The sequence below is a fragment of the Kitasatospora sp. NPDC093102 genome, assembly GCF_040683915.1.
Classification (GTDB): domain Bacteria; phylum Actinomycetota; class Actinomycetes; order Streptomycetales; family Streptomycetaceae; genus Kitasatospora.
In genome coordinates this window covers 64,720-79,869 of record NZ_JBFBFA010000005.1, presented here as the reverse complement: position 1 = coordinate 79,869, position 15,150 = coordinate 64,720, and the positions used below count along the sequence as shown (strand labels likewise).

The 15,150-nt window shown below is 74.0% G+C and carries 15 protein-coding genes and 1 pseudogene; 7 read left to right on the top strand and 9 right to left on the bottom strand.

What is annotated here, in order from left to right; all coding sequences use genetic code 11:
- Positions 1 to 35 precede the first annotated feature (35 nt).
- Positions 36 to 1,661 (top strand): cytochrome b N-terminal domain-containing protein, encoded by a 1,626-nt coding sequence (locus AB0O11_RS09650; RefSeq protein WP_363383996.1) that lies wholly within the window; start codon positions 36 to 38, stop codon positions 1,659 to 1,661.
- Here AB0O11_RS09650 and AB0O11_RS09645 read toward each other — a convergent pair.
- The 3 genes from AB0O11_RS09645 to AB0O11_RS09635 form a co-directional block, all read right to left on the bottom strand.
- Positions 1,627 to 2,022 (bottom strand): cytochrome c oxidase subunit 4, encoded by a 396-nt coding sequence (locus AB0O11_RS09645; protein WP_363383683.1) that lies wholly within the window; start codon positions 2,020 to 2,022, stop codon positions 1,627 to 1,629. The two genes, AB0O11_RS09650 and AB0O11_RS09645, sit on opposite strands and share 35 nt — an antisense overlap.
- The gene (ctaD, locus tag AB0O11_RS09640) at positions 2,019 to 3,734 is read right to left on the bottom strand and encodes a cytochrome c oxidase subunit I (RefSeq protein ID WP_363383681.1); all 1,716 of its coding nucleotides are present in this window, start codon (positions 3,732 to 3,734) and stop codon (positions 2,019 to 2,021) included. The genes AB0O11_RS09645 and ctaD overlap by 4 nt, the downstream gene beginning before the upstream one ends.
- 175 nt (positions 3,735 to 3,909) lie before the next feature.
- Positions 3,910 to 4,551, bottom strand: coding sequence for an L-threonylcarbamoyladenylate synthase (locus AB0O11_RS09635; RefSeq protein WP_363383679.1), 642 nt, complete (start codon positions 4,549 to 4,551; stop codon positions 3,910 to 3,912).
- 242 nt (positions 4,552 to 4,793) lie between these two features.
- On the opposite strand from AB0O11_RS09635, the gene AB0O11_RS09630 reads away from it, so the two are divergent.
- A complete protein-coding gene (locus AB0O11_RS09630) occupies positions 4,794 to 5,147 on the top strand; it encodes a hypothetical protein (RefSeq protein ID WP_363383677.1) in 354 nt (117 codons plus the stop codon).
- Between the two features lie 89 nt (positions 5,148 to 5,236).
- Here AB0O11_RS09630 and AB0O11_RS09625 read toward each other — a convergent pair whose 3' ends face one another.
- Entirely contained in the window at positions 5,237 to 5,392 is a 156-nt protein-coding gene (locus AB0O11_RS09625) for a DUF6131 family protein (RefSeq protein ID WP_363383676.1), read from the bottom strand.
- A 164-nt stretch (positions 5,393 to 5,556) separates the two neighbouring features.
- Positions 5,557 to 7,080 (bottom strand): threonine/serine exporter family protein, encoded by a 1,524-nt coding sequence (locus AB0O11_RS09620; RefSeq protein ID WP_363383674.1) that lies wholly within the window; start codon positions 7,078 to 7,080, stop codon positions 5,557 to 5,559.
- A gap of 284 nt (positions 7,081 to 7,364) precedes the next feature.
- On the opposite strand from AB0O11_RS09620, the gene AB0O11_RS09615 reads away from it, so the two are divergent.
- Complete coding sequence (locus tag AB0O11_RS09615) at positions 7,365 to 7,688, top strand: plasmid stabilization protein (protein ID WP_363383672.1); 324 nt, start codon at positions 7,365 to 7,367, stop codon at positions 7,686 to 7,688.
- A 255-nt stretch (positions 7,689 to 7,943) separates the two neighbouring features.
- Here the strand turns inward: AB0O11_RS09615 and AB0O11_RS09610 are convergent.
- Together AB0O11_RS09610 and AB0O11_RS09605 are read right to left on the bottom strand one after the other, a co-directional pair.
- Positions 7,944 to 8,562: pseudogene (locus AB0O11_RS09610) on the bottom strand (TetR/AcrR family transcriptional regulator).
- Between the two features lie 187 nt (positions 8,563 to 8,749).
- On the bottom strand, positions 8,750 to 10,153 hold the full coding sequence (locus AB0O11_RS09605; RefSeq protein ID WP_363383994.1) for an FAD-dependent monooxygenase: 1,404 nt from the start codon (positions 10,151 to 10,153) through the stop codon (positions 8,750 to 8,752).
- An 85-nt stretch (positions 10,154 to 10,238) separates the two neighbouring features.
- Here AB0O11_RS09605 and AB0O11_RS09600 point away from each other — a divergent pair, with 85 nt between their 5' ends.
- A complete protein-coding gene (locus AB0O11_RS09600; RefSeq protein ID WP_363383671.1) occupies positions 10,239 to 10,910 on the top strand; it encodes a TetR/AcrR family transcriptional regulator C-terminal domain-containing protein in 672 nt (223 codons plus the stop codon).
- Between the two features lie 108 nt (positions 10,911 to 11,018).
- Here AB0O11_RS09600 and AB0O11_RS09595 read toward each other — a convergent pair whose 3' ends face one another.
- Entirely contained in the window at positions 11,019 to 13,010 is a 1,992-nt protein-coding gene (locus AB0O11_RS09595; protein ID WP_363383670.1) for a LamG-like jellyroll fold domain-containing protein, read from the bottom strand.
- 236 nt (positions 13,011 to 13,246) lie between these two features.
- Between AB0O11_RS09595 and AB0O11_RS09590 the strand changes: the two genes are divergently transcribed.
- The 3 genes from AB0O11_RS09590 (at position 13,247) to AB0O11_RS09580 (ending at position 14,672) form a co-directional block, all read left to right on the top strand.
- The gene (locus AB0O11_RS09590) at positions 13,247 to 13,699 is read left to right on the top strand and encodes a hypothetical protein (RefSeq protein WP_363383668.1); all 453 of its coding nucleotides are present in this window, start codon (positions 13,247 to 13,249) and stop codon (positions 13,697 to 13,699) included.
- An 83-nt stretch (positions 13,700 to 13,782) separates the two neighbouring features.
- On the top strand, positions 13,783 to 14,244 hold the full coding sequence (locus tag AB0O11_RS09585; RefSeq protein WP_363383666.1) for a hypothetical protein: 462 nt from the start codon (positions 13,783 to 13,785) through the stop codon (positions 14,242 to 14,244).
- A 203-nt stretch (positions 14,245 to 14,447) separates the two neighbouring features.
- Entirely contained in the window at positions 14,448 to 14,672 is a 225-nt protein-coding gene (locus AB0O11_RS09580) for a hypothetical protein (RefSeq protein ID WP_363383665.1), read from the top strand.
- A 77-nt stretch (positions 14,673 to 14,749) separates the two neighbouring features.
- Here AB0O11_RS09580 and AB0O11_RS09575 read toward each other — a convergent pair whose 3' ends face one another.
- A complete protein-coding gene (locus tag AB0O11_RS09575; protein WP_363383664.1) occupies positions 14,750 to 14,986 on the bottom strand; it encodes a DUF6296 family protein in 237 nt (78 codons plus the stop codon).
- Positions 14,987 to 15,150: the final 164 nt, after the last annotated feature.

Genomic DNA, 15,150 nt, shown 5'->3' with positions numbered 1-15,150 from the left:
GCGTCGCGACCCACCTGGACGGGCGGCTGCCGGTCATGGAGGCAGGCCGGGAACTGCTCCGCAAGGTCTTCCCGGACCACTGGTCCTTCCTGCTCGGCGAACTCGCGCTGTACAGCTTCGTGGTGCTGCTGCTGACCGGCGTCTACCTGACGCTCTTCTTCGAGCCGAGCATGAACGAGGTCGTCTACCAGGGCGCCTACCTGCCGCTCAGCGGCGTGCGGGTGTCCGAGGCGTACGCGTCGACGCTGCGGATCAGCTTCGAGGTGCGGGGCGGACTGATGATCCGCCAGATCCACCACTGGTCGGCGCTGCTGTTCGCCTCCGCGATCGGCGTGCACCTGCTGCGGGTGTTCTTCACCGGGGCGTTCCGCCGCCCGCGCGAGCTCAACTGGATGATCGGGGTGACGCTGTTCAACCTCGCGCTGCTGGAGGGGTTCTCCGGCTACTCGCTGCCCGACGACACCCTTTCCGGCACCGGCCTGCGGATCGCCGAGGGCGTGCTGCTCTCGGTGCCGCTGGTCGGCTCCTACCTCACCCTGTTCGCCTTCGGCGGCGAGTTCCCCGGGCACGACATCATCCCCCGGCTGTTCACCCTGCACGTCCTCCTGGTCCCCGGCCTGCTGCTGGCCCTGGTCGGGGCGCACCTGACGCTGGTGGTGGTGCTGAAGCACACCCACTGGGCCACCCCCGGCCGCACCAATCGCAACGTCGTGGGGCTGCCCTTCTTCCCCCAGTTCCTGACCCGTACGGTGGGCCTGCTGTTCACGGTGGGCGGCGTGATGGCGCTGTCGGCCTTTCTCGCCGAGATCAACCCGATCTGGCGGTACGGCTCCTACCGCCCCGACGTCGTCGGGACGGGCGCGCAGCCGGACTGGTACATCGGCTTCATCGAGGGGGCGCTGCGGCTGATGCCGGCCGCGGAGACCAGGGTGCTCGGGCACACCGTGTCGTGGAACGTGCTCCTGCCCGCCCTGGTGGTGCCCGGCCTGCTGTTCGCGGCGCTGTACGCCTACCCCTTCGTCGAACGGTGGCTCGACCCCGGCACCGGCGAACACCACCTGTGCGACCGCCCGCGCAACAAGCCCACCCGCACCGCACTGGGCACCGCCGGGATCACCGTCTACGCCGTGCTGCTGATCGCCGGCGGCAACGACGTGATCGCGTACACCTTCGAGCTCTCCGTCAACGCGCTCACCGTGGCGCTGCGGACGGCGCTGGTCGTGCTGCCGCCGGTGGTCTTCATGCTCACCCGGCGCCTCTGCCTGGCCCTGCAGGCCCGGGACCGCGCCCGGCTGCTGGACGGCGACGAGACCGGCCGGATCGACCAGTCCCGCGACGGCGGCTTCTCCGGCCACCACCGCCCGGTGCCCGCGGCCGAGCGGTACGTGCTGCTGGCGCGCGCCGCGGCGGAGCCGGTGGCCGCCCCGGAGGGGGCACCGCGGCACGAGCGGGTGCGCGCCGCGGCGAGCTCCTGGTACCACCGCGAACGGGTCGAACTCCCGGCCACCGAGGGGGAGTCGGAGCGCGTCGCGGCGGTCCTCACGGCCCCGGCCCACCCCGCTCCCCCGGCCGTCCGGGCGCCCGGGCCGTCTCGGGGCGGCCCGCTCCGGCGGCTGCTGCGCCGCCTCAGCCCGCGTCGTGGTCGCGGTACTGGAAGATGAAGCCGGCAACGGCGAGCGCGAGCACCAGCGCGCCGAGGACGATCAGCCACCGTGCGAAGACCAGGCCCAGGGCGAAGACCGTCACGCCGACCGCGGCGAGGACCGGGTAGCCGCTGCGGGCCGGGAAGAACCCCACCGGCCCGGCGGCCTCCGCGATCTCGGCCTCCTTGCGGTCCTGCGCCCGGCCGCCGCCCAGCCGCTGGTGCTGGACGAACCAGAACAGCGCGACCAGGCCGGACATCAGGAACGCCACCGTCAGGATCGCCTTGCCGGCCGGCTCCCGGGCCCAGAAGCCGTAGATCAGCCCGGTCACCGCGAAGAACAGCGTCATGACGGCGAACAGCCACCCCTCCGCCTTCACCGCCCGCTCCCCCGCTCGCCGGTACGGCCGGACGGCTGCCCCGGGGTGCCGTTCGCCGCCTCCTCCCTGGGCACCTCGGGATGGTGCAGGTCGAAGGCCGGGGACTCGGAGCGGATCCTGGGCAGCGCGTGGAAGTTGTGCTGCGGCGGGGGGCTGGAGGTGGCCCACTCCAGTGACCGGCCCCAGCCCCACGGGTCGTCCTCGGTGACCCGGGCGCCGTGCCGGGTGGTGGTCCAGACGTTGTAGAAGAACGGCAGGTTGGAGACCCCGAGCAGGAACGAGCCGATCGAGGCGCACACGTTCAGCGCCGTGAAGTCGTCCACGGCCAGGTAGCTCGCGTAGCGGCGCGGCATCCCCTGGGCGCCCAGCCAGTGCATCACCAGGAAGGTGGTCTGGAACCCCACGAACAGGATCCAGAAGTGCACCTTCCCCAGCTTCTCGTCGAGCATCTTCCCGGTGAGCTTCGGCCACCAGAAGTAGAAGCCCCCGAAGGTGGCGAAGACGACCGTCCCGAACAGCACGTAGTGCAGGTGGGCCACCACGAAGTAGCTGTCGGTGACGTGGAAGTCGATCGGCGGCGCGGCCAGCAGAACCCCGCTCAGCCCGCCGAACAGGAAGGTCACGAGGAAGCCGATCGACCACAGCATCGGGGTCTCGAAGGACAGCGAGCCGTTCCACATGGTCCCGACCCAGTTGAAGAACTTCACCCCGGTGGGCACGGCGATCAGGAAGGACATCATCGAGAAGAACGGCAGCAGCACCTGGCCGGTGGCGAACATGTGGTGCGCCCACACCGACATGGACAGCGCGGTGATGGCGATGGTCGCACCGATCATCCCGTAGTAGCCGAACAGCGGCTTGCGGCTGAACACCGGGATGATCTCGCTGACGATGCCGAAGAACGGAACCGCGACGATGTAGACCTCGGGGTGGCCGAAGAACCAGAACAGGTGCTGCCACAGCAGCGCCCCGCCGTTGGCCGCGTCGAAGGCGTGCGCGCCGAACTTGCGGTCCGCCTCCAGGCAGAGCAGCGCGGCGGTCAGCACCGGGAAGGCCAGCAGCACCATGACCGAGGTGAACAGCACGTTCCAGGTGAAGACCGGCATCCGGAACAGCGTCATGCCCGGTGCCCGCAGGCAGGTGATGGTGGTGATGAAGTTGACCGAGCCCAGGATGGTGCCCAGGCCGGCCACCACCAGGCCGAGCGCCCAGAGGTCCCCGCCCGCCCCGGGCGAGAACAGCGGACCGTTCAGCGGCGCGTACGCGAACCAGCCGAACGAGGGCGCGCCCTGGGTGGTGAGGAAGCCGCTCAGCACCATCAGCCCGCCCAGCAGGAAGGCCCAGTAGGTGAAGGCGTTCAGCCGGGGGAAGGCCACGTCCGGCGAGCCGATCTGCAGGGGCATGATCGCGTTGGCGAACCCGGCGAAGGTCGGGGTGGCGAACAGCAGCAGCATGATCGTGCCGTGCATGGTGAACAGCTGGTTGTACCGCTCGTTCGACAGCAGCCCGGTGTCCGGCCCCACCAGCTGGGCCCGCATCAGCAGCGCGAGCACGCCCCCGACCAGGAAGAAGCCGAAGGCCGTCGCCAGGTAGAGGTTCCCGATGACCTTGTGGTCCGTGGTGAACAGCCAGCGCAGCAGCGTGCTGCCCTGCCGGACCCGCGCCCGGGTGCGGTCCTGCGCCCGGGGCGGCGCGGTGGACGAAGCGCTCATGGAACCTCCGCAGCGGAGCCGGTGACGCCCCCGGTCGCGGCGCCGACTCCCTCCCCGGCCCGGCGGAGGGCCCGCCCTCGCACGCCTTCGCCGACCCTAGCGGCGGCGGCCCGGGCCGCCCGGGCGCCACGCGGTACGGCCCGTCGACCGGGTGTGGCGCCGCGCTGCGGCCGGCTCAGCGCTCCCGCAGGCCGGGGACCACCTCGCGCAGGCGCTCGGCGCCGATCGCACCCGCCCGCAGCAGGACCGGCACCTCGCCGGTGATGTCCACGATCGAGGAGGGCACGGCGGCCGCGGTCGGGCCCCCGTCGAGGTAGACGGCCACCGAGTCGCCGAGCATGCCCTGGGCGGCGTCGCAGTCCTGCGGCGACTCGTGCCCGGTCAGGTTCGCACTGGAGACGGCCAACGGCCCGGTGGCGTTGAGCAGTTCGATGGCGACCGGGTGCGCGGGCATCCGCACCGCGACCGTCCCGCCGGTCTCGCCGAGGTCCAGCTCGACCGACTCCAGGTGCCGGGCCACCACGGTCAGCCCGCCCGGCCAGAACTCCTTGACCAGGTCCCGCGCGCGCTCCGTCACCTCGACCAGCCCGTCCAGCGCCTCCGGGGAGCCGACCAGCACCGGCGAGGGCATGTTCCGCCCCCGACCCTTGGCCCGCAGCAGGCGGTCGACCGCCTGCGCCGCGAAGGCGTCCGCGCCCACGCCGTACACGGTGTCCGTGGGCAGCACCACGAGCTCACCGCGGCGCACCGCGGCCACGGCCTCGCGCAGCCCGGCTGCGCGCTCCGACGGGTCCGAGCAGTCAAAACGACGAGTCATCAGGGGTCTCCACCGGCGGGCCGCCGGCCCGCACCGTTCCTCCGGCCCGGCCACCTCTCCGGCCGGACACGACCTGGCCAGCCTACCCGTCCCGCTCCGGCTGCCCGGCCGCGCCCTGGCCGGGCAGCGGGAGCGGCGGAACCGTCGACGGCCTCGGCCGCTCGGGTGGCACGGCACGGCTGCGCCGTACCGGGCCGCCCTCCCCGGGGGCGGGCGGTGCCGGGCGGACGTAGGTTGCGGACATGACCAGTGACGAGACGGTCCCGGCTGTGGGAGTGCGCCCGCTGGACGAGGTGTTCGCCGCGATCGACCGGGTCAACCGGCGCCCCCCGCCCTGGACCGGCTTCGAGCACGGCGTGCTCGGCGCCTACCGATGGGCCGCCGGCGCGCAGGTCGCGGCCCCGGTCACCGCGGCCGCCACGGCTGCCGCCACGTCCGGCGCCACCGGCCCGGGCCACGCACAGCTGTTGGCGGAGTGCCAGGCCGCCGCCGTCCACCTCCACCGGGTCCGCGCCCAGGGGGCGGACCACAGCTATGTGCTCGGCGTCCACCGGGCGCTGGCCTGGCTCTGCGGACTGCACGAGGACCGCCCCTGAGCCGGGCGGGCCGGATGTGTCAGGTGCATCGGGGTGTGTCAGGTGTGTCGGGCGTTCGGCGCACGGTGCTGAGCAGGGGTCAGGTCCTGTCAGTAGTAGTGGCGGCGGCCGCCGACGGCGTGCCCGAGCGCTCCGGCGACCCACAGGGCCAGGCCGACGAGGGCCAGCACGATGCCGATGGTCCAGAGGATCGAGATGCCGGTGACGAAGCCGATGATGAGCAGGATGACGCCGAGGAGTATCACGAGAATCTCCGGGGTTGAGGGATGGCTGTCGACCGGGGCTGCCTCGTCGGCTCGAACCGGCCGGGGCCGTCCCCGGGAAGCCGGGCCGGTGCTGTCCGACCCGTCTCCACACCCCACGCGTGTACCGCGGTACCGCCCGGGCAAACCGGTCCGCCGCTGCCCCGTCAGCGCCGGTGGCGTCCTCCCCGGCGGCGGGGCGGTGCGGCCACCCGGGGCGGGGGCAGGAAGAGCCGGGCCAGCTCGCGGCCCAGATTGACGCCGATGGCCAGCGCCATCGCCATCGCGCCGGCCCGCCCGATGCCGCTCAGCCCGACCTCGGGCTCGCCCCGGACGAAGGCCAGCATCCCGAAGTACAGCACCGAGCCGGGCAGCAGCGGCCCCAGCGCGGCGGTGATGTGCGGCAGCGCCGAACTGCCCCGGCAGCGCGCCATGAGCTGGCCGGACAGCCCCACCAGCCCGGCCGCCAGGCCGGTGGCCAGGATCGGCTCGCCACCCGCGTTCACCAGCACCCCGTACGTGGTCCAGCCGGCCGCGCTGTTCACCAGGACCGCCGGCAGCGTGGCCGGCTCGGTGTTCAGCAGCACCGCGAACGCCAGGGTGAGCAGCACCGCGGCGGCGAGCTGCAGCGGCGGGTTCACCGCCCCGGGCGGGACGTCCTGGGCGGCGAGGTCGGCGCCGTTGTTGACGCCGACGTAGAGCACCGTCATCACCCCGATCACCACGCCGGCCATCAGGTACAGCGCTTCGAGCAGCCGGGCGGCGGCGGTGAGGTAGAAGCCTGCCAGGCCGTCCTGGGCCGCCGCCACCATGGGCCACCCCGGCAGCACCGCGTACAGCCCTCCGGTGATCACCACCGATCCGCGCAGGTGCAGCCCGTTGAACGACAGCAGGATGCCGATCACGGCGGCGGGCACCGCCGCCACCACGAACTGGTAGAACGCCGGGAGGTCGTGGCGCGCCACCAGGGCCGAGAACCGCTCGCCCAGCAGCGCGGCGACGAGGGCGCTGGCGAACACCAGCCAGGCCCTGGCGTCGCCCCGGCCGCCGATCAGCAGCGTGGCGGCCCCGGCCATCCCCCCGCAGGAGAGCACGAACAGCCGGCCGGAGTAGGGGCGGCTGCTCCGGCGGGCCGCCACCAGGCGGCCGTGCGCCTCGGGGACGGCCATCCCGCCCACGGTGATCTCGGTGACCAGCCGGAACACGGCGGCCAGCCGCGCGTAGTCGACGGCCGGGCGGCGGACCGAGCACTCGGCCGTCAGAGAGGGCTCCGACGGGCCCGGCTGGTACGAGATCGCCACCCGGGTGAAGGTGACCTGCGGGTCGCAGGGATGGACCCGGTAGGCGCGAGCGACGGCGAGCATGGCGGCCTCGACGTCCTCGGCCGCCTCGCCGCTGGCCAGCAGCAGCTCGCCGACCAGCAGCGCGAGGTCCAGCACCTGCGCCGGCTCGGCACCCGCCGACGGCTCTGCGCCTGCCCCCTCCGGCGCGGGCTTCCGGTCGGCTGTCGGGGTGCGCAGCAGCGACAGCATCGCGTCGGGCCAGGGGGCCGCGGTGCCGTCGCCGTCCGTTCCGGGCCGGGCGCCCGTCCGTCGCCTTCCGGGCGCGGGGGCCTGGGGCGGCACCCGTTCGGGCCTGGTGGGGCGTTCTTCCGGGCCGGCCTGCGCGCCGAGCTGCTCGTGTTCCGTCATCGCGACTCCCTGACCCCACCCCCTTGGTCACCATCGTGCAGCCGGTCAATTACCCGGAGTGATGCTGCGGCGAACGCGTCACACCGGGCACACCCGTCCGAACCGGAGCACGACCGGCAGTACACGCCCCATCGCCCCGCGCGTGCCGACCTCGGGGGCGAAGGGACGTGCCGGCTGCCGGATCCCCGGGCAGTCCGCACGAGGGCCCGGCCGCCGGATTCGCGGTGGCGCCTGCGGGTAGACGCGCCCACGCAACGACCCCGCGCGGAAGGGAGGCGTCGGTCATGCCCCGCGGATCGAGCCCCAAGCGGGAGCGCCAGTACGAGCACATCAAGGAGAGCGCGCTCGACCGTGGCGAGAGCGAGAAGCGGGCCGAGGAGATCGCAGCCCGAACGGTGAACAAGGAGCGCGCCCGGCACGGCGAGTCGAGGACCGCCAGTCGGAGCTCGACCGACGACATGTCCTCCGGTCGGCGCGGCGGGCAGCGCTCGCACCAGGGCTCCCAGGGCCCGACCTACGACCAGTTGTACAACGAGGCCAAGCAGCGCGGCATCAAGGGCCGTTCGAAGATGGACAAGCGCCGGCTGGCCGGCGCGCTCGGCCACTGAGCGGCGCGCTCCGCCCGAGGAGGTGCCTCGATGACCGTCCCGATGCCCCCGGACCCGGACACCCGACCGACCCCCTACCCCGACCCCGGGCCACCGCCGGGCGAGCCCGGCCCTGCGCCGCCGCCGACCCCGCCGTTCCCGCCGCCGGAGCCGTTCCCGGACCCCGGTCCGGCGCCGCTCCCGCAGCCGCACCCCGGGCAGGGCTGAGGCCGCCACCCGGTGCCGGTGAGGGCCCGGCCGGCACCGCGGCGCCGGTCAGAACCGCGGCGCCAGCAGGCTGTCCAGCTCGGCTTCGAAGAGCAGCTCGGGCCGGAAGCCCATGCCGGTGAAGTGTCCGGCGAGCTCCAGTGACAGCACGCCGTGCAGGCGGGTCCAGAAGACCAGGAAGCGGTGGAGCACCTCGGGCGGCGCCGGCTGCTCGCCGGCCCAGTCCCGGTGGCCCACCAGGTGGGTGGCGAACGGCGCCTCCTCGGCGTCCGGCCCGCCCGGAGCGAGCGCCGCGCAGGCGTCGACCAGCGTCCGCATGACCTCGTCGGCGATGGCCGTGGTGCCCTCGGGCGCGTGGTAGCCGGGCACGGGGGTGCCGTAGATCAGGAAGTACCGCTGGGGGTCGGCCAGGGCCCAGCCGCGCAGGGCGTGGGCGAGCCCGGGCAGGTCGGCGCCCCCGGCGGCGGCCGCGCCGAGGGTGTCGGCGAGGCTGGCTGCGGTACGCGTCCCCGACGAGCGCGGTGATCAGCTCGTCGCGGCCGGCGAAGTAACGGTAGAGCGCGGGGCCGCTCATGCCCTTCCGCTTGGCGATCGCGTTGACGGAGAGCGCCGAGGCGCCGGCCGTGGCGATCTGCTCCCAGGCGTGCGCCTTGATCTCCTCGCGCACCTGGGACCGGTAGCGCTCGCGCGGGGTGCCCGCATCCGGCCGCGACCGCCATCCTCCGCCAGGGCCTCGAAGGCTGGCTGCACAACCTGAAGACCAGCGCCGAGGCCCGCGCACAGTAGGGCCGCCGCGCCGGACCGGCCGGCCGCCCCGGTGGCCGGTCACGGGGCGGACGCCGGCCGGACACCGGTCAGCGGACGAGCAGCCCCTGCCGGCCCACATAGGCCGCGAGGCCGTCGGCCGTCGCACCGGCCCAGCCGAGGTAGCCGTCCGGACGGACCATGAACACCCCGGTGCCGTACGCCTCGTAGGCCGGGATGCGGACCACCGGGGCGGTGACGGCTGGCAGTGGGGTGTCCGTGCCGACGGTGAGCAACGTCCAGTGCGGGCCGCGGAAGGCGTCGAACAGCCGGGTGCCGCCCCGGCGGCCGTCCGGGGCGCGGTCACCGGCCCGCAGGGCGTCCGCCGGGAGGTCCGAGCGGGTCTCCACCGAGAGCATGGACTCCCGGTAGCCGAGGCCGAGTTGCTGGGTCGCCCGGCCCCGGCGCTCCTCGCCGCGGTGGACGCGGGTGGACAGCTCCAGCATCGCCGCCGCGTTGGCCCGGCGCTCCTCCTCGTAGCTGTCGAGCAGCGCCTCGTCCGCCCGCCCGGCCAGCACCGCGGCCAGCTTCCAGCCCAGGTTGTAGGCGTCCTGGACGCTGGTGTTCAGACCCTGCCCGCCGGCCGGCGAGTGGACGTGCGCGGCGTCGCCCGCGAGGAACACCCGGCCGGCGCGGAAGCGGTCCGCGAGCGCCGCGCGCGGGCGGAACTCGGAGATCCAGCGCAGTTCGGTGACCTGCTCGGCGGCCAGGTGGGAGCGGGCCGCGACCACTCTGCGCAGACCCTCGACGGTGAGGTCGACCGCCGTCCCCTGCGGGAACTGGGCGACCAGCTGGAAGTCCTCGGTGCCGCCGAGCGGGCAGATCGCCAGCAGCCCCTCCTCGGACCGGAACACGTGCCAGTGCTCGCGGTCCAGCCCGTCGACCCGGACGTCCGCGACCAGCATCGGGTCCGGGTCGACGGTCTCCCCGGTCATCCCGATGCCGAGCAGGCGCCGCACCGTCGAGCGTCCGCCGTCCGCCGCGACGACGTAGCGCGCCCGGACCGGGCCGCCGGTGGCGAACTCGGCGGTCACGCCCTCCTCGTCCTGCGCCAGGCCGACCAGTTCCCTCCCGAACGCGACCTCGCCGCCCAGCTCGCGCAGCCGCCCGTACAGCACCTGCTGGGTGCGCCACTGGGGCAGCATCAGCACCTCGGTGTACGGCTCGGCCTCGGAGGGTTCGGTCGGGTCGTACATCCGGTGCTCGTCCTGCGGTTCGCCGTCCCGCCAGATCAGGTTGGGCGGATAGTGCTCCGCCACCGCGCGGACCCGGTCGAGCACGCCGAAGTCGTGGAGCACCTCCAGCGTGCGCGGCTGGAGGCCCTTGCCGCGCGAGCCGGGGAAGAGTTCCGTACCGCGCTCGACGACCAGCGCGGCGGCGCCGTGCCGGGCGAGGTCCAGCGCCAGGGCGAGTCCGGTGGGCCCGGCGCCGATGATCAGGACGTCCGTGTGCATGCCGCGAGGAGCCACGGCAACCTCCTTAACGTTGTTAAGTAGCTGGTGCGGACAGCGTGCACTTAACGGCGTTAAACTGTCAACCGTGACCCCGCAGAAGACCCCCAAGCTCGACCGCGGCCAGGTCGTCGACGCCGCGCTGGACCTGCTGAACGAGGCCGGCCTCGACGGCCTGACGCTGCGCGCCATCGCCGCCCGGCTCGACGTCAAGGCACCCGCGCTGTACTGGCACTTCAAGGACAAGCAGGCGCTGCTGGACGAGATGGCGACCGAGATGATGCGCCGCATGACGGCCCGGGCGGCGGACGCGGCCTCCGAGGCCGACGGCGCCCCGGGCCCGGGCGACTGGCGGGAGGCCTACCTGATGACCATGCGCACCCTGCGCGCCGAGCTGCTGCGCTACCGCGACGGCGCGAAGGTCTACAGCGGCACCCGGTTCACCGACACCGGCTACGCGGCCGGTCTGGACGCCTCGCTGCGCCTGCTGGTCGAGTCCGGTTTTACCCCGGCGGCCGCCGCCCGGGCCTGGCTGACCGCGTACAGCTACACCATCGGCTACGTCATCGAGGAGCAGGCCATGGGTTCCAGCCCCTTCGACGGCACCGGGGGCTACGACGTGGAGGCCCGCGCCGAGCGCCTGGCCGCCCACCCGCTGGCCGCCGAGTCGGGCCGGGTGATGTTCCAGGACTTCGACGAGGGCTTCGAGCAGGGCCTGGCGGCGGTGCTCGCCGGGGTCGAGGCCACCCTGCTCGGCTGACGGCTCCGGCGCGGCCGTCGCGCCCGGCGCCCGCTCGCCGTTCCGGACGACGGCACCGCCGGGCCCGCACCGGGGCCCGACGGTGTCCGTGCTTCGGAGGGGGTGCGGTCAGGCGGTCATGAACTCACCCACCCGCAGCGCCCGCTTCACGATCCGGACGTCCCCGATGTACCCGTGGAAGACCTTGTCCAGCACCCCCGCGTACGAATAGCCGCCCAGCATCCACGGCCGCCCCAGCGTGGTCAGCCCGACCGCGGGCGTCGCCGGGTTGCGCACCACCTCGCAGCCCTCGACGTACATCCGGCTGAGCTTCCCGTCGTTGACCACCGCGACGTGCCACCACCGGTCCAGCGGCAGCTGGTGGCCCCAACACGTGGACGCCCCGGTCTGGTTGAGCGGGTAGACGCACCACTGGAGGGCCGGCCCGTCGGAAACGCTGAGCGTCACGATCGGCTCCTCCGCGTCCGTCCCGGGCCCGCTCCTGCCCGCCTCGGCGCTCATCCCCCACCGGCTGAGCAGGGCGGACCAGCGGCTCTGTGCGGAGTCCCAGTCGGCGGGCAGCTTGAAGAAGGCCTCGACGGTGAACCCGCGCTCGAAGGTCTCCCGGTTCACCGGCGCGGTGGGCACGGTCTGGAGGTAGCCGCCGCGGACCGGCGAGCGGGTGCCCTTGAACAGCAGGCTGCCGTGGCCCGGCTGGTCCGGGTGGTGCTCGGTGGACCAGCTGAGCGCGCCGTCGGGCGTGCCGGGGGCGCTCTGCCAGAGCAGGTCGTTGCCCTGCCCGGTCAGGTCCTTGACGACCTGCTGCGGGGAGACCGACGTACCGTCCCCGCCGCCGTTGTCGAACCGCCAGTAGGCCACCGTGTCGCGCACCAGCAGCTCGCTCGCCCGGCGCGCCGGGCGCTGCGGGACGGGGGCGAAGCCGGCGAAGCGGCGGTCGAAGTCGATCGCGAGCGAGAAGCGGTCGACGTCCGAGGTCAGTTCGGCCTCCTCGGCCGCCAGCGCGTTGCGCTCCTCGGCCGCGATCTGCTGGATCCACGGCGAGAAGGTCGACACGTCGACGGTGTTGCGGTCGAGGTCGAAGCGGTACGCCCGGATCATCGCCGCGCCGCCGTAGTAGCGGTCCTGGTAGTTGGTGATGTGGACGTGCACGTCGTGGCCGGCCGTGTTCTTCAGCGCGGTGCGCCCGGGCGGCCAGTAGTGCCCGTTGACGGTCAGGAAGATCTGGTCGTTGCCGCCGATCAGCCGCTCCCAGAGCCGCTTCCCGTAGTCGGACAGCTCGGCACGGCCGCTGTCGTCGGCGTGTGCCAGGTCGTGGGTGGTCAGGATCACCGGGAGCCCGGGGTTGGCGGCGATCACCGCGTTCGCCCAGGCGAAGCCGGCATCGGAGAGCCGCCAGTCCAGCGAGAGCACCATCCAGTCACGGCCCGCCGCCCGGAACACGTGGCAGGTGTTGTAGCCGTCCGGGCTGGAGCTGCGGTACCCGGCGGTGCGGGCGGCCCTGGCCTTGCCGAAGGTCTCCAGGTACGGGGTGCTGCCGCGCTGGTCGTCGGTCGAGGAGCGGACGTCGTGGTTGCCGGCGAGCACCCCGTAGGCCGCGCCCGCGTCGTCCAGCAGGCCGAACACCTTGCTGACGGCGGCGTACTCGACGGCCAGTCCGTTCTCGGTGACGTCGCCGAGGTGGGCCAGGAAGACGATGTTGTCGTCCGTCCCGTCCTCCCGGTTGACCCCGCCGTCCAGCACGTAGCGGACCGAGGCCTCCAGCGGCGCCGGGTGGATCCGGTCCTGGTCGAACAGGTACTGGGTGTCCGGCATGACCACGACGGTGAACTGCCGGGCGTCCGGGTCGGGCTGCCAACGCCCGTTCCCCTTGCCCTTCTTCGGCTTCTTCGCGGCCGGGCCGGCCCCGCCCGCCGGCTCGGGCCCGGCCGCCTGCGCGGGCACCGCACCGAGCAGACCGAGCCCGGCGGTGCCGACCCCGGCGCCCAGCAGACCGGCCCCGCGCAGGAACCGGCGCCGGCTGGCCGCGGCCGGCCCCTCCCCGTCGAGGTCGGCGGTCCGCGGGCAGCCGCACTCGTGCTCGGTCGCCTGGATGTCGTGCATGTTCGCTCCCGGAAGTGGTGTGGGCCCTGACGGTAGGCACCGGGATTGGTCGGAGATCATCGGCCGGGCCACGCCCCGCTGAACAGCGGCCGAATCCGACGGGCGCCGGCACCCGGGCAGGGCGGGACCCGGCCGGCCGGTGCGCCCGGGGTGCGTCCCCGCGCGGACCGGCCGTAGAACGGAAGGGGAGGACGCCGGTCAGCGGGTGCGTCGCCGAGGCGGAGGAGGTGGCCGCGATGGGTCTGCCCCTGGCGGCCGGGCACGTGCTGGTGCGGCTCGGCGCGGGCCCGCAGGAGTCGGCGGAAGCGGTGCTCGACGCGCTGGAGGCCGCCTTCCCGACCCATACCGGGCGCGGCCGGACCCGGATCGGCAACGTCTGGGAGGATCCCGCCACCGTGACCTCGGAGGGCGTCCGGGTGGTGGCCGTGCCCGAGCCCGAGAGCGCCTCCGCCGGCCCCGCACCGAGCCTGTCGGTGAGCCTCTCCCAGTCCTTCGACGCCCACGCGGCGGGCTCACCGGGGCCGCCGGCGGCCCTGGCCGGCGGACTCGCCGCGGACCTGCTCGGCGGCCCCGAGGACGTCGAGCGGGTGCTGAGCGCCCTCGCCGGGTTCTGCCGGACGCACGAGGAGGGCCGCGAGATGCAGGGGCCCCTGCTGGCGGTACGGCTGCGGCTCGAACAGCACGGCTGAGCGCCCCGCGGGCGTGTGCCGGCGCCGGACCCGGGTAGGCGTGCCGGCGGAACACCGCCGACTCACTCCGTTCGGGGGCCGTCATGGCCGTACCACGCAAACCGGGAACGCAGCACGGGGGCAGGGCCCGTCGCCAGGGCGGCGAGCGCCACGACTTCCCGGGCACCCCACAGGGCCCCGGCCGGACGACACCACAGCTCCGGCCCCAGGAGACGGTGCGCCGGGGCACCGAGCCGGTGACCGCCCGTTCGGACCTGGAGCTGAGACGGCTGCTGTCCCGGGTCTTCCTGGTCCTGTTCGTCGTCGGGACGGCGGCCTTCGCCGCACTGGCCGCGATGGTCGGCCCGGGCCCCGCGCCCAACCAGGGGACCTACGCCTTCTTCGCTGCCCTGTGCGCAGGGTTCGCCGGCGTCGCCGGGCTCGACCTGATGGCGATCCGACGCCGCATGGCCGCCGGCCAGGGCCGCGACCGGGCCGACGCCCCGGGGACCACCGCCTCGGGAACCAGGGCGCCGGGGCGGCCGGGCACCGACCGGCAGGACTGAGCGGGCGCCCGCACCGGGCGACGCCGCCGTCGGTGACGCTCCCGGTCGCCCCGGACGTCCCGCCCCGGGGCCGCCCCGGGGCCGCCTCGTGCCCGGCCGGTCACCGAGCGACAACCATCCCACCGGGTCTGGCCCGGTGGCTGTTCGGCAGACCCCGGGTTTGCATGGAGGCACCGAGCCCCCAACGATCCGGAGGTAACGCCGTGTACGAAATGTGGGCCGAGCACGACCCGGCGGTGTCCCCGCCCGCCGTGGTGTGGCACGTGGTGGCGAAGGACGACGCGACGTCCTCACTGTGCGGGCGGTTCCTGGAACCCTCCCAGCGCGTCGTCCCAGCGACGGACGGTACCGGTGCGGCCGGACCGGACCGGTACTGCGACCCCTGCCTGGTCACCGTGCGCGAGGCCTTGGCCGCCAGCGCGCGGTGACCGTCCGTCGCGACGTCCGCCCTCGTCGCCCTCTCTCCTTCACCGCCTTCGTTCCGGCATGCGCCATGCCCGCGTGGTCATGGCAGCGGCACCGCCGTCAGGCACGGGTGCCGACTGCAGGTTCCGGGAGCCGACAGGACGGTGGCCACCCCGCCGGTGATCTCCACCCGCAGGCCACCGTCCGAACTCTCCCAGACCAGGCCGCCATCGGGCCCCACGGTCTGCGTCTCGTGCACGACGACCACGGACGGTGGAGCGTGCCCGCCGATCTGGCCGGGGAGCGTCACCGCGTAACGGCGGGTGAGGCTTCTCATCTCGGCCTCCTTCTCTCCCCACCCTGCGCCATCGATTCTCCTCCCCCGGCCGACCGCTTGTACACGGAGGACCGACGTCCTCACGGGAGGAAGACCGGTGCCACTGCGCGTGTGCCCCGGCCCGGCGCCCTTACACACCGAGGCGCCGAAAATCTCGGAGCCCG

Coding starts and splice junctions, on each gene's coding strand:
- AB0O11_RS09650 (WP_363383996.1), top strand. CDS start 36: ATGGAGGCAGGCCGGGAACTGCTCCGCAAGGTCTTCCCGGACCACTGG.
- ctaD (WP_363383681.1), bottom strand. CDS start 3,734: ATGAGCGCTTCGTCCACCGCGCCGCCCCGGGCGCAGGACCGCACCCGG.
- AB0O11_RS09635 (WP_363383679.1), bottom strand. CDS start 4,551: ATGACTCGTCGTTTTGACTGCTCGGACCCGTCGGAGCGCGCAGCCGGG.
- AB0O11_RS09630 (WP_363383677.1), top strand. CDS start 4,794: ATGACCAGTGACGAGACGGTCCCGGCTGTGGGAGTGCGCCCGCTGGAC.
- AB0O11_RS09620 (WP_363383674.1), bottom strand. CDS start 7,080: ATGACGGAACACGAGCAGCTCGGCGCGCAGGCCGGCCCGGAAGAACGC.
- AB0O11_RS09615 (WP_363383672.1), top strand. CDS start 7,365: ATGCCCCGCGGATCGAGCCCCAAGCGGGAGCGCCAGTACGAGCACATC.
- AB0O11_RS09605 (WP_363383994.1), bottom strand. CDS start 10,153: ATGCACACGGACGTCCTGATCATCGGCGCCGGGCCCACCGGACTCGCC.
- AB0O11_RS09595 (WP_363383670.1), bottom strand. CDS start 13,010: ATGCACGACATCCAGGCGACCGAGCACGAGTGCGGCTGCCCGCGGACC.
- AB0O11_RS09590 (WP_363383668.1), top strand. CDS start 13,247: ATGGGTCTGCCCCTGGCGGCCGGGCACGTGCTGGTGCGGCTCGGCGCG.
- AB0O11_RS09585 (WP_363383666.1), top strand. CDS start 13,783: ATGGCCGTACCACGCAAACCGGGAACGCAGCACGGGGGCAGGGCCCGT.
- AB0O11_RS09575 (WP_363383664.1), bottom strand. CDS start 14,986: ATGAGAAGCCTCACCCGCCGTTACGCGGTGACGCTCCCCGGCCAGATC.